The organism is Rhodoplanes tepidamans (assembly GCF_030813915.1).
Classification (GTDB): domain Bacteria; phylum Pseudomonadota; class Alphaproteobacteria; order Rhizobiales; family Xanthobacteraceae; genus Rhodoplanes; species Rhodoplanes tepidamans.
Genome location: NZ_JAUSUJ010000011.1, coordinates 178,747 through 200,203, shown reverse-complemented (window position 1 = coordinate 200,203; position 21,457 = coordinate 178,747). Strand labels below are relative to the sequence as shown.

The 21,457-nt window shown below is 72.6% G+C and carries 17 protein-coding genes; 10 read left to right on the top strand and 7 right to left on the bottom strand.

Features of this window, described 5'->3' with window-relative positions; translation table 11 throughout:
* Positions 1-3 precede the first annotated feature (3 nt).
* From J2S22_RS15035 to J2S22_RS15000, 8 genes are all read left to right on the top strand, one after another.
* Entirely contained in the window at positions 4-2,190 is a 2,187-nt protein-coding gene (locus tag J2S22_RS15035) for a GumC family protein (protein WP_272777981.1), read from the top strand.
* Positions 2,190-3,359: a glycosyltransferase gene (locus J2S22_RS15030; protein WP_272777982.1), complete on the top strand. Its 1,170-nt coding sequence runs from the start codon at positions 2,190-2,192 to the stop codon at positions 3,357-3,359. Before J2S22_RS15035 ends, J2S22_RS15030 begins: the two co-directional genes overlap by 1 nt.
* Positions 3,356-4,738 (top strand): O-antigen ligase family protein, encoded by a 1,383-nt coding sequence (locus J2S22_RS15025; protein ID WP_272777983.1) that lies wholly within the window; start codon positions 3,356-3,358, stop codon positions 4,736-4,738. Before J2S22_RS15030 ends, J2S22_RS15025 begins: the two co-directional genes overlap by 4 nt.
* Positions 4,735-6,279, top strand: a complete 1,545-nt coding sequence (locus J2S22_RS15020) for a lipid II flippase MurJ (RefSeq protein ID WP_272777984.1) — start codon at positions 4,735-4,737, stop codon at positions 6,277-6,279. Before J2S22_RS15025 ends, J2S22_RS15020 begins: the two co-directional genes overlap by 4 nt.
* Complete coding sequence (locus J2S22_RS15015) at positions 6,279-7,301, top strand: polysaccharide deacetylase family protein (protein ID WP_272777985.1); 1,023 nt, start codon at positions 6,279-6,281, stop codon at positions 7,299-7,301. The genes J2S22_RS15020 and J2S22_RS15015 overlap by 1 nt, the downstream gene beginning before the upstream one ends.
* Positions 7,294-8,520, top strand: a complete 1,227-nt coding sequence (locus J2S22_RS15010) for a glycosyltransferase family 4 protein (RefSeq protein WP_272777986.1) — start codon at positions 7,294-7,296, stop codon at positions 8,518-8,520. The genes J2S22_RS15015 and J2S22_RS15010 overlap by 8 nt, the downstream gene beginning before the upstream one ends.
* Before the next feature lie 424 nt (positions 8,521-8,944).
* On the top strand, positions 8,945-10,120 hold the full coding sequence (locus tag J2S22_RS15005; protein ID WP_272777987.1) for a glycosyltransferase family 4 protein: 1,176 nt from the start codon (positions 8,945-8,947) through the stop codon (positions 10,118-10,120).
* Positions 10,117-10,542 carry a VanZ family protein gene (locus tag J2S22_RS15000; protein ID WP_272777988.1) on the top strand — a complete coding sequence of 142 codons (426 nt, stop codon included), beginning with the start codon at positions 10,117-10,119 and terminating at the stop codon, positions 10,540-10,542. The genes J2S22_RS15005 and J2S22_RS15000 overlap by 4 nt, the downstream gene beginning before the upstream one ends.
* Here the strand turns inward: J2S22_RS15000 and J2S22_RS14995 are convergent, their stop codons facing one another.
* The 5 genes from J2S22_RS14995 to J2S22_RS14975 form a co-directional block, all read right to left on the bottom strand.
* Positions 10,543-11,364: an IclR family transcriptional regulator gene (locus J2S22_RS14995; RefSeq protein WP_272777989.1), complete on the bottom strand. Its 822-nt coding sequence runs from the start codon at positions 11,362-11,364 to the stop codon at positions 10,543-10,545.
* Positions 11,365-11,431: 67 nt separating this feature from the next.
* On the bottom strand, positions 11,432-12,460 hold the full coding sequence (locus J2S22_RS14990; RefSeq protein ID WP_272777990.1) for an LLM class flavin-dependent oxidoreductase: 1,029 nt from the start codon (positions 12,458-12,460) through the stop codon (positions 11,432-11,434).
* Positions 12,457-14,772, bottom strand: a complete 2,316-nt coding sequence (locus J2S22_RS14985) for a xanthine dehydrogenase family protein molybdopterin-binding subunit (protein WP_272777991.1) — start codon at positions 14,770-14,772, stop codon at positions 12,457-12,459. Before J2S22_RS14985 ends, J2S22_RS14990 begins: the two co-directional genes overlap by 4 nt.
* A complete protein-coding gene (locus J2S22_RS14980) occupies positions 14,769-15,269 on the bottom strand; it encodes a (2Fe-2S)-binding protein (RefSeq protein ID WP_272777992.1) in 501 nt (166 codons plus the stop codon). Before J2S22_RS14980 ends, J2S22_RS14985 begins: the two co-directional genes overlap by 4 nt.
* The gene (locus J2S22_RS14975; protein ID WP_272777993.1) at positions 15,266-16,135 is read right to left on the bottom strand and encodes an FAD binding domain-containing protein; all 870 of its coding nucleotides are present in this window, start codon (positions 16,133-16,135) and stop codon (positions 15,266-15,268) included. Before J2S22_RS14975 ends, J2S22_RS14980 begins: the two co-directional genes overlap by 4 nt.
* Before the next feature lie 231 nt (positions 16,136-16,366).
* Between J2S22_RS14975 and J2S22_RS14970 the strand changes: the two genes are divergently transcribed.
* Positions 16,367-17,548: a M24 family metallopeptidase gene (locus J2S22_RS14970; protein WP_272777994.1), complete on the top strand. Its 1,182-nt coding sequence runs from the start codon at positions 16,367-16,369 to the stop codon at positions 17,546-17,548.
* Positions 17,549-17,593: 45 nt separating this feature from the next.
* Entirely contained in the window at positions 17,594-18,595 is a 1,002-nt protein-coding gene (locus J2S22_RS14965) for an LLM class flavin-dependent oxidoreductase (protein ID WP_272777995.1), read from the top strand.
* A gap of 176 nt (positions 18,596-18,771) precedes the next feature.
* On the opposite strand, the gene J2S22_RS14960 is transcribed toward J2S22_RS14965, so the two are convergent.
* Positions 18,772-19,812, bottom strand: coding sequence for a Bug family tripartite tricarboxylate transporter substrate binding protein (locus J2S22_RS14960; protein ID WP_272777996.1), 1,041 nt, complete (start codon positions 19,810-19,812; stop codon positions 18,772-18,774).
* Positions 19,813-19,908: 96 nt separating this feature from the next.
* A complete protein-coding gene (locus tag J2S22_RS14955; protein WP_272777997.1) occupies positions 19,909-21,186 on the bottom strand; it encodes a M20/M25/M40 family metallo-hydrolase in 1,278 nt (425 codons plus the stop codon).
* Between the last annotated feature and the right edge of the window lie 271 nt (positions 21,187-21,457).

The following is a 21,457-nucleotide window of genomic DNA, read 5'->3' as shown; positions in this document are numbered from 1 at the left end:
ACCATGTCCATGGGTTCCCTCGCCACCGTCACCGACCTCGCCGGCACGCCGCGCCGCAACGGCCTTCTGGTGCGGCTGTGGCGCCGACGCTGGATCGCGGGCTCGGTGTTCCTCGCCGTGATGGTCGTGACCGTGGCGGCGCTCCTGGTGCTGCCGGTCAGCTATCTGGCGAACGGCTCGGTCATCGTCGCCGAGCCCGAGCCCGGCGTGCCCAACCAGTCCGCCGCCTGGGCCCAGAAGATCGGCGACCCCGCCGACCTGGAGAGTCAGCTCCTGGTGGTGCGCTCGCCGCGCGTGATGCGGCTCGCCATGGCGATGCCGGGCGCCCACGACGCGGTCCTGCGGGAATGCCGCTGGCAGGCCGGCCGCGGCCTGCTCGGCCTCTTGTTCCCCTCGCGCGAGGACGCCTGCGACAAGCTCGCGCCCGACAGCGAGGAGCTGATCGAATACGTGATGGCCCGCTACAAGGTCGGCACGGTCGGCCGCTCGCGCGTCATCAACATCGCCTACCAGTCGCCGCTGCCGGACGTCGCCCAGACGCTCGCCAACGCGCTCGTGACCGCCTTCCTGGACGACCAGAAGGCGAACCTGTCGTCGAGCCGCGAGGCCGCCGCCGCCTATCTGTGGCAGGAGCTCAAGCAGCTCGACGCCGAGGTGCGCGAGAACGACGCGGCCATCCAGGAGTTCCGCCGCGCCAAGGGCCTGATGCGGGGCGCCGCCGCGCCGATCTCGTCGGAGCGGCTGACCAGCATCAATCAGCAGCTCGCCACCGCCGAGGCGGCCCGGGCCGAGGCCGCGGCGCGGCTGCGCGAGATCAAGGCGAGCCAGGCGCGCGGTGCGGCCGACGCCCCGTCGGTGCTGTCGAGCCGCTCGGTCGCCGACCTCAAGCAGCAGCTCACCACGGTGACGGGCCAGCTCGCCAACATGGCGTTCACGCTCGGCGAGCGGCATCCGTCGCTGCGCGCCCTGCAGCGCGAGCGCGACATCCTCGAGCAGCGCCTCGGCCAGGAGGTCGCCACCGTCGCGGCGAGCGCCCAGAAGTCCTACGACGCCGCCGACGCGCTCGTCGCCTCGCTCAAGCAGCAGGCCGTGGCCATCAAGGCCGAGGTCGCCGCCGCGACCGCCGACGAGGCCTCGATCGAGAGCATGGTGCGCTCCGCCGACATCAAGCGGCAGAAGTATTCCGAGCTGTACCGCCGGGCGAGCGAATTGGAGACCGAGCGGCGCGTCATGCTGGGCAGCACCCGGCTGGTCAGCCTCGCCGAGGCGCCGACCAGGCCGTTCTTCCCGAAGAAGCTGCCGTTCCTGGCCGCCGGCTTCACCTTCGCGACCCTGCTCGGCTTCGCGGCGGCGCTGCTGCGCGACCGCGCCGACCGCAGCGTGCGGGCCTCCGGCGACCTCGCCTCGGTCACCGGCGCGCCGATCTTCGCCGAGCTGCCGCGCGTCGCCCGGGCCGCGGCCACGCCGGTGCTCGGCATGATGCTCAGCCGCCAGAGCGAGCTGCCGCTGCCGGCGGCGCTCGACAAGGCGCGCCGCGACCCGCATCTGCAGGACGCGCTGCGCAAGCTCTATGCGGGCATCGTGCTGGCCGGCTCCAACGAGCGCTTCCGCACCATCCTGGTGACCTCGTCCGGCCCGGCCGAAGGCAAGACCTTCACGACCCTGGCGCTCGCCCAGCTGGTCGCCGCCACCGGCCGCCGCGTCCTGGTGATGGAATGCGACATGCGGCGCCCGACCATCGCGACCGCCCTCGACCTCACAGGCGGTCCGGGAATGACGGCGGTGCTGTCGGGCAAGTTCCCGCTGCGCGAGGCGGTGGTGCGCAGCGGCATCCCGAACCTCGACGTGATCCCGGCCGGCCGGCCGACCTCGACCTCCACCGAGCTCCTGATGAGCAAGACCATGGTCGAGGCGCTGCGCTTCGCCGAGGCCTACGACCTCGTGCTGATCGACAGCCCGCCGGCCGACGTGCTGATGGACGCGCACGTGCTCGCCAAGCACGTCGACGGCGTGCTGTGCTGCACCCGCTGGGGCCGCTCGTCGATCGCCGGCGCCGCCGCGACCATCGAGAGCCTGCGGGCCGCCGGCGGCAACGTGTTCGGCATGACCATCACGATGGTGAAGCCGGACGACCTGCCCTTCTACGAGGCGAGGCCGGTGCGCCCCGTCGCCTATCTCGGGGCCGCCTGATGGCGTCGCCGCGGGTCATGTTCGTCAACCACACGAGCGCCATCGCCGGCGCCGAGCTGGTGCTGCTCGACGTGGTGCGGGCATGGCGCGGCGCCACCGCGTTCCTGTTCGAGGACGGGCCGCTGGAAGGCGCGATGCGCGGCAAGGGCCTCGACATCGTCAAATCGCGCTTCGGCGGCGGCCTCGCGGTGGTGAAGCGCGACGCCTCGCTGTGGCGGGCGGCGCCGCTCGCCGGCCGGCTCGCCGGCGTGACCCTGGAGATCGCCGGCGCGGCGCGCCGCCACGACGTGATCTACGCCAACTCGCAGAAGGCCTTCGTGCTGGCGGCGCTCGCCCATGCGGTGGCGCGCCGGCCGCTGGTCTGGCACCTGCACGACATCATCGACGGCAGTCATTTCGGCGCCGGCCAGCGGCGGCTGCAGGTGGCGCTCGCCAACCGCTTCGCCGCCCGGGTGATCGTCCCGTCCGAGGCCGCGGCGACCGCCTTCGTCTCGGCCGGCGGCCGCGACGGCCTGGTCGAGGTGGTGCCGAACGGCGTCGACATCGTCCGCGACCCGCGTTCGCGCGACGACCTGCGCCGCGACCTCGGCCTGCCCGCGGGACGGCTCGTCGGCGTGTTCAGCCGCCTCGCCCCGTGGAAAGGCCAGCACGTCGTGATCGAGGCGCTGCGCGCGCTGCCCGACACGAGGCTGCTGATCGTCGGCGACGCGCTGTTCGGCGAGCAGGCCTACGCCGCCACGCTGCGCCGGCAGGTCGAGACGCTCGGCCTCGCCGATCGCGTGCTCTTCCTCGGCCATCGCCCCGACGTGCCGTTGCTGATGCAGGCGGTCGACGCCATGGTGCATCCCTCGGTGTCGCCCGAGCCCTTCGGCCGGACGCTCGTCGAGGCGATGCTGTCGCGCGTGCCCGTGATCGCGACCGAAGCCGGGGCCGCACCCGACATTCTCGATCACGGGGGCGCCGGCACGCTGGTGCCGCCCGCCGACGCCATGGCGCTCGCCGCCGCGCTCGCCCGCGTGCTCGACACGCCCGGCGTGCCCGCCGACCAGATCGACCGCGCCGAGGCCCGCGCCCGCCGCCGCTACGGCGTCGCCGCCATGCAGGACGCGGTCGCCGCCGTGATCGCCCGAGTCGCGGGGGACCACCCCGCGGCGGGAGCCCGCGCATGACCCGTACCCTCTCGGCGGCCGGCCGGGTCTCCGGGCCGGTGCCCGGATGGGTGCCGGCGGTCGTTCTCCTCGCGGCGACGGCGCTCGCCGGCCCGGCGCTCGGCGGCCTGTCCCGCATCGCCTTCATCGCCGGCTGCGGTGCCGCCGGCTGGTACGCCTGGCGGCGCGGCCCCGGCGAGCACCTGCAGGCCGCCCTGGTGCTGTTCGCCTTCGCGCCGTTCGCGCGCCGCGTCGTCGATCTCGCCGTCGGCTACGATCAGGCCGGCATCATGCTGGTCGGTCCCCTGCTGGCGCTGCTCGCGCCGCTCCCCCAGCTCGTCCGCCGGCTGGAGAGCGACCGGCCGTTCGATCCCCGCTTCGGGCCGATCCTGCTGGTCGGCGCCTGCGTCGCCTACGCGACCGCGCTGTCGCTGTTCCAAGGCGACCTCATGAACGCCGCCACGGGCGCGCTCAAATGGTCGGTGCCGCTCCTCTACGCGGCCGTGCTGATCGACGCCGCCGAGCCGGAGGAGCTGGTGCGCCGCGCCGCCGCCGCGTTCCTGGTGATCCTGCCGGCGATCGGCCTCTACGGCATCTGGCAGTATGTCGATCCGCCGAACTGGGACCGCTACTGGATGAGCTTCGCGCCGATCATGTCGGCCGGCCAGCCGATCCCGTTCGGGGTGCGCACCTTCTCGACCATGAACGGCCCGGCGAGCTTCGCCACCTTCACGGCCGTCGGCCTGCTGCTGGTCGGCTTCCTGCGGCCACCCTGGCAGACGTTCCTGTTCGCGAGCCCGGCGGCGCTCGCCCTGCTGCTGTCGCTCTACCGCACCGCCTGGCTGTCGCTCGCCGTCGGGCTGCTGTTCTGCCTCGCCTTCGCGGTGACGCGTCGCCGTTCGGCGACCGTGCTGATCGGCCTCGTCGGCGCCGCCGTGATCGCCGCCACGCTGACGCCGTTCGGCGAGGTGATCGGCGAGCGCCTGTCCACGCTGACGGAGGGCAGCCAGGACGGCAGCGCCCAGGAGCGGCTCGAGCAGTACGTGACGCTGTGGAGCCAGTGGGATTCCTCGCTGCTCGGCGTCGGCTTCACGGTGACGGACGTCGGGTCGGCCGGCGCCATGGCGATCGACGGGATGATCATCGCCTGCTGGCTGAGCATGGGCATCGTCGGAGGCCTCGCCTGCCTGGCCGGCTTCGTCTGGGCGGCCGGCCGCGCGATCGCGGCCGCCGTGAAGGACGGCCGGCGCGAGGCCGTGCTGGTCGGCGCCCTCGCCTGCGGCGGGCTCGTGCAGATGCCGCTCTCCAGCATCGCGGCGGGCGAGCTCGGCTTCCTGTTCTGGACCTTCGTCGTGCTGGTGTCCCCGGCGCCGCGGGCGCCGGTCCGGGGCACGGCATGACCGCCGTGACCCACGAGCCCCCGCCGAGCGCGCGCGCGCGATCGACCCGCCGGCTGGTCGCCGTGCTGATGGGCGGCGCCCTCGTCAGCAAGCTCCTCGGCTTCGCCCGCGAGCTCCTGATGGCGCAGGTGCTCGGCGCCTCGCTGGTCGCCGACGGATTCCGCGGCGCCCTCACCGCGATCCTGCTGCCGCTCGCCTTCCTGCAGAACGAGAGCGTGCCGGCGATCCTGATCCCGATCCAGCGCGACGCCCATGTCCGCGGCGACGCGGCGCAGCGCCTCGCCTCGCTGACCGTCGCGCTGACCCTGCTCGCCGTGCTGCTGATGCTCGCCGTGCAGGCGGCCGGCGCCTTCTGGGTCGACGCCGTGGTCGGCGGCTTCGTCGCCGAAGGACGCGCCCTCACCCTCGACTTCGTGCGCATCATGGCGCTCGGCATGCCGGCGTCGGTCGCCCTCAACGTGCTGGCCGCCGGCGAGATCGCGCTCGGCCGCTCGCGCATCACCAATCTGCGCGCCGGCCTGCTCAACATCTGCATCATGCTCGGGCTCGTCCTGCTGGTGCTGACCGGCCGCCTCGACGTGCTCGCCTGGGCGTTCACGATCGCCTTCAACGCGCTCGCCGTGTGGGGCGTGTGGGCGCTGTGGCGCGAGGGCGAGTTCAGCTTCGCCGGCGCCCGCCCTGCGCTGGCCCTGGAGGCCGGGCTGGACTTCCTGCGCCGGCTCCGGCCGCTGCTCGCCCTGCCGTTCGCCGAGCAGATCAACGTCTGGGTCGAGCGGATGATGGCGTCGCGCATCGCCACCGGCACGGTCGCCTCGCTCGACTACGCCCGCACCCTCACCGAGAGTGCCGTGCTGCTGGTCAGCCAGCCGGTCGGGCTCGGCGTCCTGTCGAGCCATCCGCCCGTCGACGAGCGCGCCCGCGTCGAGGCGCTCGCCGCCCCGGTGCTCGCCGTCGCGCTGCCGGCTTCCGTCTACCTGGTCGTCTTCGCCCCCGACGTGGTGCGGCTCGTCTTCTTCCGCGGCGCCTTCACGGAGCACGGCGTGCTGCTCACCAGCCAGGCGCTGCGCGGCATCGCGGTCGGCCTGTGGGCTTCGACGCTCGGCTGGATCCTCCTGCGCACCCTCAACAGCACCGGCCGCAACCTGCACGCCGCCGCCATCCTGATCGCCGCCTACGCGGCGAACGTCGCCGTCAATCTCGCGACCTCCGGGCTCCAGACGGCCACTCAGTACGGCCCGTTGATCATCGGCCTCGGCGAGGCGGTGCGCAGCCTGGTGCTGCTCGGCGGCACCATCCTGGCGCTCGAGTGCCGCCGCCGGGTTCTCGTCCTGGTGCTGATCGGGCTCGGCCCCGCCGCCGTGATGGCCGGTCTCGGCTGGCTGATCCACACCGAGGTCACCGGCACGCTGCCGCGCCTCGTCGCCGGCGGCTTCGCCTGCCTGTTCAGCATCGCGGTCGCCGCCGCCGTCCTGATGCCGGCGACCTGTCGCGCGGTCCTCGACCGCATCCGCAAGCGTCTGTTCGACACGAGGAGGTCCTGATGGTTCCGATCGCCACCGCTCCCCCTTCGCGCCGTTCCGGCGCCGAGAGGCTCGTCCGCCCGATGGGTGCCGCCGTCGACGCGCTGCTCGGCTCGCGCGGCTGCCTGTTCACGTTCCACCGCGCCGCCCCGCCCGAGCTGTGGGAGCGCCTGCCGAACCGCAACTTCTACCTCGATCTCGACTTCCTCGACGAGCTGCTCGGCTATCTCGCCCGCACCGGCTGGTCGGTCGTCACCATCGAGGAGGCGCTGCGCCGCACCGCGCGCGGCAGGGCCGGCGACCGCTTCGTCAATTTCTCGGTCGACGACTGCTATCGCGACACCTTCGAGGCGGTGATCCCGCTGTTCCGCAGGCACGGCGTCCCGGTGACCCTGTTCGTCACCACCGGCATCCCGGACGGGACCCTGCCGATGTGCTGGGCCGGCCTCGAGGACGTGCTCTTGAACAACGACCGCGTGACGGCCGACGGCGAGACGATCGCGGTGCCGACCGCCGAGGCGAAGCGCGCCGCCTACGACCGCATCGCCGCCGACTGGGACAGGGACGTGCCGGCGCAGCGCTACGCGACCTTCTGCGCCGAGAACGGCGTCGACGCCGAGGCGATGCACTGGAAGCACGCGATGTCGTGGGAGATGCTCGACGCGGTGCGCGACGATCCGCTGGTCGAGATCGGCGGCCACACCATGTCGCATGCCCGCATCTCCAGCCTGTCGGCGGCCCAGGCGTTCGACGAGATCGACGGCTGCCGCCGCCGGCTGCGCGAGCGGCTCGGCGTCGCCTGCCACCACTTCGCCTTTCCGTACGGCCGCTCCGGCGACTGCGGCCCGCGCGACTTCGACCTCGTCCGCGAGGCCGGCTTCGCCAGCGGCGCCACCACGCGCAAGGGCCTGGTGAGGCGCGGCCAGGACGCCTATCGCCTGCCGCGCGTGACGCTCGGCGGCAGCCAGCGCCACCTGGCGCTCGCCGAGCTGCACCTCACCGGCATGACCGGCGTCGCCGCCCGGGTGCTCGGCCGTGTCTGACGGCCGCAAGCTGAAGGTGCTGTCGATCGCCCATCCGGCGGTCAGCCGCGACGTCGGCCGGCGACGCTACTATCCGTTCGCGACCCGCGACGACCTCGACGTGCATCTCGTGGTGCCGGCGACCTGGCATCAGTTCGGCCGCACCATGACGGCGGATCCGCCGCCCGATCCCGGCGTCACCCTGCACGTGATGCCGATCCGGCTGAAGCAGGCCGGGCCGATGAGCTGGTACCTTCACTTCTATCCGGGCCTGCGCAAGCTGATCAGGACGCTCTCGCCCGACGTGATCCATCTGTGGGAGGAGCCGTGGAGCGTCGTCGCCCTGCAGGCGGCGCTGCTCAAGGGGCCGGCCGCGCTGGTGCTGGAGGTCGACCAGAACATCCTGAAGACCCTGCCGCCGCCGTTCGAGAGCATCCGCAGACATGTTCTGAAACAGACCGCGCACCTGCTCTCGCGCAGCCCCGACGCCACGATGGTGTGTCGAGCCCGCGGCTACGCGGGGCCGGTGAGCCCGATCGGCTACGGCGTCGACCGCGACACGTTCCGGCCCGATCCCGCGGCCGCTCCGCCGCGTCGCGCGGCGTCGGCGGAGCAGCCGCTGCGGCTCGGCTATGTCGGCCGCATCGTGGTGGAGAAGGGGCTCGACGACGCGCTCGACGCGATGGCCCGCACGCAGGCGCCGGTGACGCTGTCGATCCTCGGCGAAGGGCCCTACCTGCCGCGCCTGCGCGAGAGGATCGCGACGCTCGGGCTCGGCGACCGCGTCGACATCCGCGGCTGGGCGTCGCCGGCCGAGGTGGCCTCGTTCATCCGCGGGCTCGACGCGCTGATCCTGCTGACGCGCACGACGGACGCGGTCCGCGAACAGTTCGGCCGCGTGATCGTCGAGGCGCAGAGCTGCGGCGTGCCGGTGATCGGCTCGACCTGCGGCGCCATTCCGGACGTGATCGGCGCCGGCGGCTGGATCGTCCCCGAGAGCGATCCCGTCGCGCTCGCCGCACTGGTCGAGACCCTCGCGGCGGATCCGCAGACGCGCACGCGGAAGGGCGAGGACGGACAGCGCAACGTCCTGGCCCGCTTCACATACGAAGCCGTCGCGAAGGCCCTGTCGGGCGCGTGGGCGGCCGCGGCACGCGAGACAAAATCTCGTGAGAAACTGGATAAAAATGGAAGTAGCTCGGAAACGAAGGTATCACCTTCACTCGTCGGAAACGATTGACGACGCCTCATCGCCGTCGAGCCGGCGCGGTCGCTTCGCGAACACGCGCACCTTCGCTCCGGGCGATGCAACACGAACTCAGGGTGCCGCGGCACCCGCAACATCCAGGTCCGGTTGTCCTGAAGCCCACCGATCGAGTTGATGCCGCCATGAACCTGGAGAGTCGTCTTCAATCCGTCCAAGCCCCGCAGCTCGGCCGTCCGGGCCCAGTCGGGCAGGTCGACGGTCCAGGTGCGGCCGGGCCGGTCGACCCAGCCCGGGCGGTTCTGCCAGACGAGCAGCAGGCCGTCCTCGCCCTCCAGCCGGAACGTGCCGGCGCCGCGCGGATCGAGCGCCGTGAAGCGCATGTCGCCGGCGAGCCACAGCACGGCGGCGACGCCGCGTCCCGTCCGTCTCATTCGTCGACCACTCCGGGCATTCCGTCATGACACTCGAAATCATCCAGATTGTCCAGGAACTGAGCTCGGTCGGCGGTGTCGAGAGCGTGGCGCTCGAGCTCGCCGGGGTGTTCGGCCGTGCCGGGGTCGCCAACACGGTGATCGCCTCCAATGTCGGCGACGTGCCGGACCGGCGGACCATGGTCGAGCGCGTCGCCCCCTGGCTCGCCCGCGTGCCCACCCGCGGCGCGCTGCGCCATCTCGGCCGCGCCCTGGTGGTGCCGCTGTTCACGGTGGCGGCGACGGCCGCGGCGCGCCGCCATCGCGGCGCCGTGGTGATCAGCCACGGCGACAGCCTGATGGGCGACGTGCTGGTGGTGCACGCCGTCAACGCCGAGAGCCTGGCCGAGAAGCGGCGCGCCGGAAGCTGGCGCTGGCTGCTCAATCCGACCCATCTGTGGGTGGCGGTGCGCGACCGCTGGATGATCGGCGGGCTGCGCTACCGGATGTTCGTCGCCGTCTCGTCGCGGGTCGCCGACGAGCTGCAGCGCCATTACGGCGTGCCGCCGTCGCGCATCCGCGTCATCCCGAACGGCATCGACCTGCAGCGTTTCCGCGCCGACACCGAGGCCGGCGCCCGCATCCGCACCGAGTTCGGCATCCCGCCGGAGGCCAAGCTGCTGCTCTTCGTCGGTCACGAGTTCGACCGCAAGGGACTCGTCCACGCGGTCGGCGCGCTGGAGCTGCTCGACGCCGACACCTGGCTCCTGGTGGTGGGCTCGGAGAATCCGGCGCCGTTCCGCCGCATGGCGAAGCGGTCCGGCGACCGGCTGGTGTTCGCCGGCGCGCGGCGCGACGTCGCGGCGTTCTACGCCGCCGCCGACGCCTTCGTGTTTCCGACCTCCTACGAGACCTTCTCGCTGGTCTGCATGGAGGCGATGGCGGCCGAGGTGCCGGTGTTCGCGACGGCGGTCGGCGGCATCGAGGACTATCTGCGAGACGGCGTGAACGGCTACCGGATCGCCGCGGACGCCGCCGACATCGCCGCCAAGCTGCGCAACATGTTCGACGACCCGGCGCTGCGCCAGCGGCTGCGCATCGGCGCCCGGGCGACGGCGGAGCGCTACGGCTGGGACCGCATCGGCGCCGAGTACATCGCGCTCGCCGGCGAGCTGAACCGCCCGCCCGCGGTCGCGCCGAACGCCCGCACGGTGCAGGCATGACCGACATGGCCGACGGCCGGACGCCCGCCGTCCGGGCCGTCGAGAAGGCGGGCCGCCTCGCCGCGGCCGCGGTCGCGCTGGCGATCGTGACGCTGTCGGTGGTGCCGCCCGGGCTGCGCCCGGTGGCGGCGCCGCAGGCGGTCGAGCACGCCGCGATCTTCCTGCTGCTCGGCCTCGCCTCCGGGCTCGCCGCCCCGGGCCGCTGGCGGCTCCAGGCCGCCGCCGCGATCCTCTTCACGGCCGGGGTCGAGCTGATCCAGGTGCTGGCGCCCGGGCGTCACGCGCGCTGGTCGGACCTCGCGGTCGACACGCTCGGCGCTCTCGCCGGGATCGCCCTCGCGGCGCTGCTGCTGCGCCTCGCCGGCCGGCCGGGACCGGCGGGCCGCCCTGCACGGCGACGGCAGGTCTCCGCTCGCGACTGATCAGCGGGCGAGGACGGCGCGGGCCGCCGGCGCGCCGAGCCTGCGCGACGCGTTGGTCGCGGCGGTCAGCACCAGGCGGGCGATACGGCCGCGGTCCTGGCTCTTGAGGCCGGCGGTCGGCACGGCGCCGCTGATCACCGCGACGGCGGCGCCGGTCGCGTCGCGCACCACGGCGCCGACCGAGAAGAAGCCCTGCCGGTTCTCCTGGTCGCTGGTCGCGTAGCCGAGCCGCCGGATGGTCGCGAGCTCGGCGACGAGCTGCGGCAGCGCCACCTTGGTGCGCTCGGTGAGCTTCGGCAGCGGCCTGTGCGAGAGCAGCGCGCGCACCTCCTCGTCGCTCATCTCGGCGAGCAGCGCCTTGCCCATGGCGGTCGAGTGCAGATGCGTCTGGGCGCCGGGGCGGTGGTTGACGGCGATCGGCCCGGTGCTCTGCACGGTGGCGAGATAGACGACGCTGCGGTCGCGCCGCACGCCGAGGAAGCCGCTGACCTCCTGCTCGGCCAGCGCGTAGAGCTCCGGCATCACGGCCGCGTGCAGGCTGCTCTGGCCGACGAAGGCGTTGCCGACATGGAACGCCTTGTAGCCGATGCGGTAGCGCAGCGTCGCGTCGACCTGCTCGAGATAGCCGGCGTTGGCGAGCGTCCTGATCAGCCGCTGGGCGATCGACGGCGCCAGCCCGAGCCGGCGGGCGATCTCCCGCACGCCGAGCGGCTCGGCCTGCTCGGCCAGCAGATCCAGCACCGCGAGGGCCCGCGCCACCGACTGATTCTCGGCGCTCTGCCGCTCGGATTTCTCGGCCCCTGCCCTGCCGATCGCCGCCATCACGCCTCCCCGTGTCTCCGGAGGGACCCCGGGCGCGCACACAAGCGCAGGTCGCGGCGCTTGTCCATCACGCCCGGCCCGCGGCGGCGCCGAGCGCCGCCCCGATGGTGGCGATGTCGGCGGCGGCGGTCTCGCCCTCGAAGGTGAGGGCGAGCTCGGTCACGCCGGCCGCGGCGTAGCGCGCCGCCGCGGCGAGGCAGTCGTCGGGCGTGCCGGCGAGCGCGAAGGCGTCCGTGTAGCGTTCGTCCAGCACGGCGGCGGCGTCCTCGCCGGCGCGCAGACGGGCGGCGGCGGCGGCGAACTCCGCCTCGGCGATGCCGGTGCCGTCGGTGAGCGCCTCCTTGGCCGAGGCGAGCCGCTGGCCGAGCGCCCAGAAGCCCGGCACCATGGCGCCGACCGCGCGCTTGCCGGCGGCGAGCGCGACGGCACGGTCGCGGTGGACGGCGCACGGCAGGTACTGCACGACGCGGGCCCGGCCGGTCCGGCCGGCCGCCTGCCGCGCCTCCTGCATCAGGGCCCCGACCCGGCCCGCGAAGGCGGCCGAGCACATGTTGGAGACGATCAGCCCGTCGGCCAGCTCGCCGGCGAGCCGGGCGGTGAGATTGCCGCGGCCGGCGACCAGGATCGGGATGTCGGCGCGCGCCGCGTGGTCGAGCCTCACCTTGCGGGCCGTGAAGGCGGGACCGGCGTGATCGACCTCCTCGCCGCGCAGCAGGCCGCGCACGATCACCAGCGTGTCGCGCAGCGCCGGCACCGGCTTCTCGGCGTTCATGCCGAGCTTCGCCACCGCGGAGGCGATGCCGGATCCGATCGACAGGCCGGCGCGGCCGTTCGACAGCTCGTCGATCGCGCCGATCTCCATCGCCATCATGGTCGGGTGCCGGCTGAACGGATTGAACACGCCGGCATTGATGGCCACCCGCCGCGTCGCCAGCGCGCAGGCCGCGGCGGCCGGCAGGATGCCGCGGGCGAAGGCGTTCTCGGCGAACCACAGGCCGGAGAGGCCGGCCGCGTCGGCGGCGGTGGCGAGCGCCACGCAGGCGCCCGGCGTCTGGCCGCCATGCAGGCGGATCCCGAGTTGCGGCAGCGACGTCATGCGGCCCCCTGACCGGTCTCGTGTGGTGTGGCCTGCCGCCGGCGGGCCTCTTGGATCAGCCGCCAGACGCGCGGCGGCGACAGCGGCAGGTGATTGGGCTCGACCCCGAAGGAGCGCAACGCCGCCGCGACCGCGTTGGCGATCACGCCGCCGGTGGCGATCAGGCCGCCCTCGCCGGCGCCCTTGGCACCGAGCGGATTGTTGGGGCAGCGTTCCAGGCCGAGCGAGACGCCGCGGATGCGCGGCACGTCGGTGGCGGTCGGCACCAGATAGTCGGCGAGCGAGCCGGTGAGGAGCTGGCCGGTCTCGTCGTAGACGAGATGCTCGAGGAACACGCTGCCGAGCCCCTGTACGACGGCGCCGATCACCTGGCCGTGCAGGGTCGCCGGATTGATCACGCGGCCGACGTCCTCGACCGTCACGTAGTCGATCACCTCGACGTGGCCGGTGCGCGGGTCGACCGCCACGTGAGCGGCGTGGGTGCCGTAGCTGTAGGTGTACTTCGTGTTGTGATAGGTGCGCTCGACCGACAGGCCGGCGAACGCCGACAGCGGCCGCTGTCCCGCCGCCCCGTGCACGACGCCGTCGGCGATGCGGACGTCCGTCGCGGCGCCGCCGAGCTCGGCCGCCGCGACGGTGCGCAGCTCCGCCAGCAGCGCCTCGGCGGCGACCAGGATCGCCGAGCCGCCCATCACGGTGGAGCGCGAATGGTTGGAGCCGAAGCCCTCGGTCACCAGCGTGGTCGAGCCGTGGCGCAGCGTCACCGCGCTCATCGGCAGGCCGAGCGCGTCGGCGGCGATCTGCGACAGCACGGTCGCGAGCCCCTGCCCGATCGCCGACGAGCCGACGTCCACGGCGACGCCGCCGTCGGCCTCGACCGTGATGCGGGCGTTCTCGCGCGGCGCGCCGCCGCCGCCCTCGATGAAGCTCGCCACCGCGATGCCATGGTAGCGGCCGTCGATCAGCCGGCCCTGCAGCGCCGCCTTCTCGGTCCAGCCGAAGTCGTCGAGGCAGCGCTGGAAGACGAAGGCGTAGTCGCCGTTGTCGAGCTCGGTCGCGGCGTCGACGCCGACGATCCCGGGGAACGGCCGCGGCAGCTCGTCCTTGCGCAGCAGGTTGCGGCGGCGGAACGCGACCGGGTCGATGCCGAGGTCGTGCGCCGCCATGTCGAACAGCCGCTCGCAGAAGAAGCTGGTCTCGAACCGCCCGGGCCCGCGATAGGTGCCGGCCGGCGTCTTGTTGGTGACGAGCAGATGGCCGTCGATCGCGACATGATCGATCCGGTACGGACCGGGCATGAACTGCACGACGTTGCGGGGCGGCGTGAAGCCGTTGGTGCGCGCATAGGCGCCGAGGTCGGCGTCGACGCGGCCGCGCAGCGCCAGCACGGTGCCGTCGCGCCGGCAGGCGATCTCCAGGTCGGCGTGGAACTCGCGGGCGTGATTGCAGGCGGACAGGTGCTCGCGGCGGTCCTCGATCCAGCGCACCGCGGCGCCGAGCCGCATGGCGGCGAACGGGACCAGGAAGTCCTCGGGATAGATCTCGCCGCGGGCGCCGAAGCCGCCGCCGACATCGACCTCGATCAGGTCGACGGCGGCGATGTCGAGGCCGAGCATGCCGGCGAGCGCGCGGCGGTTGTAGTACGGCACCTTGGTGGCGCCGTAGAGGACCAGCCGGCCGCTCGCGGGGTCGAAGGTGGCGCACAGGCCGCGCGGCTCCATCGGCAGCGCCGTGTGCCGCTGGATGCCGAACTGCGCGCGGCGGGTGTAGTCGGCCGCCGCGAAGGCGGCGTCGGCGTCGCCGGCGCGGGCCCGCAGCACGGCGATGCGGTTCGAGCCGGCCGCCTCGAACAGCAGCGCGGCATCGGAGTCCGCCGCGACATGGTCGGCGACCGGCGGCAGCGGGTCGATGTCGACCTCGATCAGCTCCAGCGCGTCCTCGGCGATCGCCGGGTCCTCGGCGATGACCACGGCGACCGGCTCGCCGACATAGCGGACCTTGTCGACCGCGATCACCGGCTGACGGTAGGCCTCGCCCTCCGGCAGCGCGTGCTGGCGCTGCGGGATCAGCGGCACGGCGCCGGCCGCCCCGACGTCGGCGGCCGTGAACACGGCGACGACGCCGGGCAGGTCGCGCGCGGCGCCCGCATCGATGCTGCGCAGACTCCCGTGCGCCTGCGGACTGCGCAGCATCACGGCGTGCAGCAGCCGCTCGGGCACGAGGTCGCCGACGAAGCGGCCGCGCCCGGTGACGAGCCGCTCGTCCTCGACCCGCGGGACCGGGCTGCCGATCCAGGCGTTCGGCCGGCTCATCGCGCGGCCTCCGGCCCGCCGTCCGGCGCCCGGTAGGCGTCGCGCGCCGCCAGCACCGCCTCGACGATCGGCAGATAGCCGGTGCAGCGGCACAGATTGCCCGACAGCACGTCGCGGATGCGCGCCTCGTCGGCGTCCGGCTCCGCCGTCAGCAGCGCGTGCATGGTGGTGAGGATGCCGGGCGTGCAGAAGCCGCACTGGAGCGCGTGGTGGTCGCGGAACGCCGCCTGCAGGGGCGACAGCGCACCGTCGCGGGCGAGGCCCTCGACCGTGGTGACGGCGGCGCCGTCCGCCTGCACGGCGAGCATCAGGCAGGAGCGCACCGCGAGCCCGTCGACCAGCACCGTGCAGGCGCCGCAGACGCCGTGCTCGCAGGCGACATGGGTGCCGGTGAGCCGCGCCTTCTCCCGCAGGGCGTCGGCGAGAGTCATGCGGACCGGCACGTCGAGCGTCGTCGCGGTGCCGTTGATCGTCAGGGTGATGCGGGCCGTGGTCATGATGCGGAGGCCAGACCTGCGCTCTGCGCGAGCGTGCGTTCGAGGAGGGTGGCGAGCAGCGCCCGGCGATAGTCGCCGTCGGCGTGGATGTCGGTCTGCGGCTCGACCGAGTCGGCCGCCGCCGCGGCGGCTCGGGCGAACAGCTCGGCCGACGGGGCGGCGCCGTTCAGCACCTCCTCGGCGGCGGCGAGGCGCTGCGGCCGGTCGCCGATGCCGAAGGCGACGACGGTCGCACCGGCGATCGCCCCGTCCGCGTCGTCGAAGAACAGCGCGACCCCGACGATGGCGAAGTCGCCCTTGCGCCGGGAGAACTCGGCGAAGCCGTGGTGGCGCCCGGCCGGCCACGGCGGAAACCGCACCGCGACGATCAGCTCGGTCGGCTCGAGCGCCGTGGTGAGCGGACCGACCAGGAAGTCGTCGGCGGCGATCGTGCGGCGACCCTCGGGCCCCTGCGCGACGATCTCGGCCGCGCAGGCGAGCGCCACGGCCGGCAGCTCGGCGGCCGGATCGGCGTGTGCGAGGCTGCCGCCGACGGTGCCGCGGTTGCGGATCTGATAATGGGCGACGTGCGGGATCGCGGCGGCGAGCAGCGGACAGGCGGCGGCGAGCCGCGCATCGGCCTCGATGTCGCACCAGCGCACCCGCGCTCCGAGCATGACGCCGTCGTCGTCCACCGTGATGCCGTCGAGGCCGGGCACGCGGCGCAGGTCGACCAGCAGCGTCGGCGCCGCGAGCCGGAAGGCGAGCATCGGCATCAGGCTCTGGCCGCCGGCGATCGGCTTGGCGTCGCCGTCGTGGCGGGCGATGAGATCGATCGCCTCGGCGAGCGACGTCGGGCAGGCGTAGTCGAAGGGCGGCGGCTTCACCGAGAGCTCCGGAGCGGCGGGACCGGCGCGTCCCGCGGGTGCGCGCCCGGACGTCGTCCGGAACGTGCACCTGATAACGGGACACTGTTCCAGGACAGTCGCATCGCGCCGCCGTCGTTGTCAATTTGCTCCGCGCCCCGGACGGCCGCCGATTGACTTCGCGGGCGGGCCCGGCCACACTATTTTGAAACACTGTACCGATTTTCGGTACACAGCAGATCGAGATCGCGGATGCTCACCAACCTTCCCCGCCTGCAGGCCGTGATGGCGCGCGAGAGGCTCGACGCCGTGATCGCCACCTGCCCCGAGAACGTCACCTATCTGAGCGGCTTCTGGGCAATGTCGCAGTGGGTGCGCCGCGGCCCGCAGGCCTACGTCCTGCAGCCGAAGGACGAGACACCCTGCATCGTCGCCAATTCCGGCATTCTCGACCTGGTGCCCGACCAGGATCTGCGGGTGACCGAGATCCGGCGCTACGGCTATTTCGAGATGAACGTCGACGCGACGGCGACGCTCGACGCCGCCGACACGCTCCAGCGCGACCTGTTCGCGAGCCCGGCCGCCAAGGGCCCGGTCGAGGCGCTGGTCGCCGCCATCCAGGAGAAGGGCCTCGCCCGCGGCCGCTTCGGGCTCGACGAGATGGGCATCACGCCGCAGTGCATGGACCAGCTCGTCGCGATGCTGCCCGACGCCACCTTCGTGCGCGCCTTCGCGCTGTTCGAGCACGTCCGCTCGGTGAAGACGGCCGACGAGATCGCGATCCTGCGCAAGGCCGCCCGCATCACCGAAGGTGCCATCGACGCGGCGCTCGCGATCGCCGCCGAGGGCGTCACCGAGCGCGAGATGCTGCGCGCCTTCAACGCCCATCTGGTCACCAACGACGCCGCCCCGGTGGTCGGCTGCATCGGCTTCGGCACGCGCAGCGCGATGATCAACGTCCAGCCCTCCGACCGCGCCCTGAAGCGCGGCGACCTGATCCGCTTCGACGTCGGCGGCCGCTATCGCAACTATCGCTCCGACATGTCGCGCGGCGCCGTGCTCGGCGAGCCCGACCCCAAGGTGGCGCGCTACTACGCGGCGGTCGAGAAGGGCGTCAAGCGCGCCTACGACATCGTCCGGCCGGGCCTGAAGGTGCGCGACCTGTTCGCGCAGGTGGTCGAGACTGTGCGGCGCGAGGGCATCCCGCATTTCGACCGCAGCCATGTCGGCCACGGCATCGGCGTGGACGGCTACGACCCGCCCAACATCGCCGCCTCCACGACGAGCGTGCTGGAGGAGGACATGGTGATCTGCGTCGAGACGCCCTACTACGAGCTCGGCTTCGCCGGCATCCAGGTCGAGGACATGGTGCGGGTGACACGCGACGGCGCCGAGTCGCTGATGACGCTCGACACGGCGCTGCGCCGTCTCTGAGCCTGGCATGCGTGTGAGATCAAGGGTCGGATCGGAGTGAAGCGGATGAAATTCTCGGTGTGCCTGGCGACCGGATACGAGGGCCTCGTCTATCCGATCCCGTTCTGCGAGCCGCAGGACCTGATCAAGACCGGCGTGCTGTGCGAGCAGCTCGGCTACGACGCGGTGTTCGGCAACGACCACATCACCACGCAGCACTACGTGCGCGAGATCTTCCCCGAGCCGCCGAACTTCTACGACGTGCTGATCACGCTCGCCATGATCGGCCAGGCGACGAGCCGCATCCGGCTCGGCACCTCGCTGCTCGTCATGCCGATGCGCGAGCCGGTCTACCTCGCCAAGCAGGTCGCGACCATCGACCAGATGACGAACGGCCGGATGATCCTCGCGGTGGGCCTCGGCGCCTACCGGGAGGAATTCGAGGCCTGGGCCGGCAAGCGCTATCTGGGCGCGCGGCGCGGCGACATGCTGGACGAGGGCCTCGCCTGCTTCAAGACGCTGACCGAGGACAAGGTCTCGACCTTCGAGGGCAAGTACTACTCGTTCACCGATCTCGAGATGTTTCCCAAGCCGAAGCAGAAGCCGTTCGCGCTCTACATCGGCGGCCACAACATGGAGGCGATCGAGCGTGCCGCCCGGCTCGGCGCCGGCTGGCTGCCCGGCTGGCGGCCGTTCCACGAGATCGCCGAGCGGGTGCAGATCCTGCGCCGGCGCGCCGAGGAGCTCGGCCGCGACCCGATGTCGATCGAGGTGGCGCCGCAGTTCTCCCTGCTGATCGGCAAGACCGACGAGGCGGCCGAGGCGACCTACATGGAGAGCGGCCTCGTCGCACACCGGAAATCCCTCGCCTATACGGGCCGCGACCCGGCCCACCAGGTCACCGGCAACCTGGTCGGCTCGCCGCAGCTCATCATCGACAAGATCCACCAGCTGAAGGCGATGGGCGTCGACCACTGCTCCGCCATGGCGCTCGCCGTGAACTCGCAGTCCGAGTACCTCGAGCAGATCCACTGGTTCGCCGAGGAGATCATGCCCCACTGCCGGTGAGGCCGGGGGCGTATCCGGCACGATCGTCGGCGTCACGCGCATGGCCGGGCTCGTCCCGGCCATCCACGTCTTCACACCGGTCTTGACGGGCTTCGGCCGTCCGTGGATGCCCGGCACGAGGCCGGGCATGACGGTGCCCGGGGTGCGGCCGTGCCCCGGGGGACGGAGTGACCGTCCTACTTGAAATCCTCCGGCTTGATCCTGGCCGCCTTGACGGCGGCTTCCCAGCGGGTGCGCTCGCTCTTCAGGAACGCCGCCGTCTCCGCCGGCGTGCCGCCGACCGGCTCGGAGCCGAAGGCGCGCATCTTCTCGGCGACGTCCGGCATCTTCAGGATCGCGGCGCATTCGCGGCTGAGCAGCGCGACGATCTCCTTCGGGGTGCCGGCCGGCGCGGCGAGCACGTTCCACGAGGAGAGCTCGTAGCCCGGCAGCACGGTGGCGATCGGCGGCACCTTCGGGATGATGCCGACCGGCTCCTTGGTCGAGACGCCGAGCGCGATCAGCTGGCCGGACTGGATGAACGGATAGATGGGGCCGAGATTGTCGATCGTGTAGGAGACCCGGCCGGCGACCAGATCCTGCAGCGACTGCGACGTGCCCTTGTAGGGCACGTGCACCGTGTCGATGCCGGCCATCTGGTTGAACAGCGCACCGGACAGGTGGCTCGCGGCGCCGATGCCGGCGGAGGCGTAGTTGAGCTTGCCCGGATCGGCCTTGGCCTTGGTGATCAGATCCTGGATCGACGTGATCCCGGTCGACGGCGCCGTCACCATCACGTTGGGGAACTTGGCGATCAGCGAGATGGGCTCGAACGCCGTGTCCTGGTTGAACGGCATCGAGGGATAGATGAACTGGTTCACCACGTAGGAGGCGGGCGGTCCGATCAGCAGCGTGTAGCCGTCCGGCCGCGCCGAGGCGACCGCGGCGGCGCCGATATTGGTGCCGCCGCCCGGCCGGTTGACCACCGTGACGGTCTCGCCGAACTTCGCCTGCAGCTTCTCGCCCAGGATGCGGGCGAGCAGATCGGTGTTGCCGCCCGGCGTGAACGGCACCACGATCTGGATCGGCTGCCTGGGGAAGTCGGCGGCGCCGGCCGGCGCGCCCGGGCCGAAGCCGACGAGGGCGAGACCGGACAGGACGGCGGACAGCACTGCGGCGGCGCGCCGGCGCGTCGGGGTCCGCGGGACGCGGTGCGGCAGGGGGGCGGCTGGTCGCATCGACGGTCTCTCCTTGTGATGCACGAAGACGCTCGGGGCAGGGAACGAACGGCGCAGGAACGAACGGGTCGCGGAAACGCCCGGCACACGGAACCGTCAGGGCACGGCGGGCCGGGCGCGGACGGTGCGCGGCGGCTTCTCGCGACTGCAGACGTCGATCGCCAGCCGCGCATAGACCTCGGCGCAGCGCACCAGGTCGGCGATGGCGACCGCCTGCCTGCGGAAGCTGCGCGGCGGGCCGTAGGTGATCGACGGAATGCCCATCTCGTTGAAGATCAGCACGTCGCGCCACATGCTGGAATAGACCGGCGCGGCGAGCGCGAGCGCCTCGCCGTGCACGGCGCGGTGCGCCGTCTTCAGTCCGTCGAGCAGCGCGCCGGTGTCGCCCGCCCCGTACGAGCGGCGGTAGAGGAACAGCTCCACGGTGCCGGGCAGGTTCAACGAGGCGAGGAGCTCGCGCAGCTCGCGGCGGATGTCGAGCGGATCGGAGTCGGGCGTGAGCCGGCAGTCGAGATAGAGGGCGCACAGCTCGGAGGTGCGGGTGACGTGATACGGATTGCCGCCCCGGATCGCGCCGATCACCGCCTTGGGCACGATGGTGCCGTGCTCGCAGGCATAGACCTCGCGCTTCTCGTAGTCGCGCGCCCATCGCTGCAGGGCCGGGATCAGCAGCCCGGCCCGCACGATCGCGTTGGGATGCTCCGCGTCGACCTCGGCGTCGGGCACGAACGGCGTGTAGAACTGCGGCTCGCCGAACACCGTGATCTCGAAGAACGCCTTGCCGGCCTCGATCCCGGCGTAGCGGAAGTCGGTGCCCTCGGCGACCAGCGCGAAGTCGGCGACGCCGCCGTGCTGGATCAGATACCGGGTGCCGACCTCCTTGCTGAGGTATTGCGGCGCCTCGAACTCGTCGACCGCCTCGTAGCCGATCTCGCCCGGCACGGCGGAGAGCAGGAGATCGCCGCGCAGCGGGATGCCGGCCCGCTTGATCGCCTTGGCGGCGATCAGGAAGGCGGCCATCGGCCCCTTGTCGTTGACGACGCCCTCGCCGTGCAGCGCGCCGTCCTCCACCCAGGCGCCGTGATCGATCGCTGCGTCGGGGGCGCGGCGGCTCCAGCGGTCAGCCTTGCTGCGGCCCGTGTCCATGTGGCTGTTGAAGATCAGGCTGAGCCCGTCGCCGCGGCCCGGCAGGATGCCGAGCACGTTGAAGCGGTCGGGGAACATGCCGATGCGGCGCGGCGCGAAGCCTTCGCGCGCCATCCAGTCGTGGATGTAGGCGCCGACCTCGGCCTCCTGCCCGGCGGGGCTCTCGATGTTGCACAGCGCGAGCGTCAACGCGACCAGCTCGTCGGGGTCGATCGGCAGCTCGGCCATGCGTCACCTCGGGCTCGCAGTGCGACCGGGACGCCCATTCATAAATCATGCCAGAATTCAGAACAATGTGCCGTTATTCGGTACACGACTTCGAGACGCTGCGCCGCCGCATCGTCCGGCGGTCCGCACCGACAGTGGCCCGGCCCGGCGCGGCTCCCTCCGCGGCGGCGGGCGCCCGTCGCGCCGGCGGGACTGGCGGAACGGTGCGCAGCTGTTCATATTTTCGGCAGGCTCGCCGCGCCGGCCCGCGGCGGGCCGGCGGCGGCGTCCA

Bases quoted from the DNA above. Each gene is read 5' to 3' on its own strand.
- J2S22_RS15035 (WP_272777981.1), top strand. From the start codon at position 4: ATGTCCATGGGTTCCCTCGCCACCGTCACCGACCTCGCCGGCACGCCG.
- J2S22_RS15030 (WP_272777982.1), top strand. From the start codon at position 2,190: ATGGCGTCGCCGCGGGTCATGTTCGTCAACCACACGAGCGCCATCGCC.
- J2S22_RS15025 (WP_272777983.1), top strand. From the start codon at position 3,356: ATGACCCGTACCCTCTCGGCGGCCGGCCGGGTCTCCGGGCCGGTGCCC.
- J2S22_RS15020 (WP_272777984.1), top strand. From the start codon at position 4,735: ATGACCGCCGTGACCCACGAGCCCCCGCCGAGCGCGCGCGCGCGATCG.
- J2S22_RS15015 (WP_272777985.1), top strand. From the start codon at position 6,279: ATGGTTCCGATCGCCACCGCTCCCCCTTCGCGCCGTTCCGGCGCCGAG.
- J2S22_RS15005 (WP_272777987.1), top strand. From the start codon at position 8,945: ATGACACTCGAAATCATCCAGATTGTCCAGGAACTGAGCTCGGTCGGC.
- J2S22_RS15000 (WP_272777988.1), top strand. From the start codon at position 10,117: ATGACCGACATGGCCGACGGCCGGACGCCCGCCGTCCGGGCCGTCGAG.
- J2S22_RS14995 (WP_272777989.1), bottom strand. From the start codon at position 11,364: ATGGCGGCGATCGGCAGGGCAGGGGCCGAGAAATCCGAGCGGCAGAGC.
- J2S22_RS14990 (WP_272777990.1), bottom strand. From the start codon at position 12,460: ATGACGTCGCTGCCGCAACTCGGGATCCGCCTGCATGGCGGCCAGACG.
- J2S22_RS14985 (WP_272777991.1), bottom strand. From the start codon at position 14,772: ATGAGCCGGCCGAACGCCTGGATCGGCAGCCCGGTCCCGCGGGTCGAG.
- J2S22_RS14980 (WP_272777992.1), bottom strand. From the start codon at position 15,269: ATGACCACGGCCCGCATCACCCTGACGATCAACGGCACCGCGACGACG.
- J2S22_RS14970 (WP_272777994.1), top strand. From the start codon at position 16,367: ATGCTCACCAACCTTCCCCGCCTGCAGGCCGTGATGGCGCGCGAGAGG.
- J2S22_RS14965 (WP_272777995.1), top strand. From the start codon at position 17,594: ATGAAATTCTCGGTGTGCCTGGCGACCGGATACGAGGGCCTCGTCTAT.
- J2S22_RS14960 (WP_272777996.1), bottom strand. From the start codon at position 19,812: ATGCGACCAGCCGCCCCCCTGCCGCACCGCGTCCCGCGGACCCCGACG.
- J2S22_RS14955 (WP_272777997.1), bottom strand. From the start codon at position 21,186: ATGGCCGAGCTGCCGATCGACCCCGACGAGCTGGTCGCGTTGACGCTC.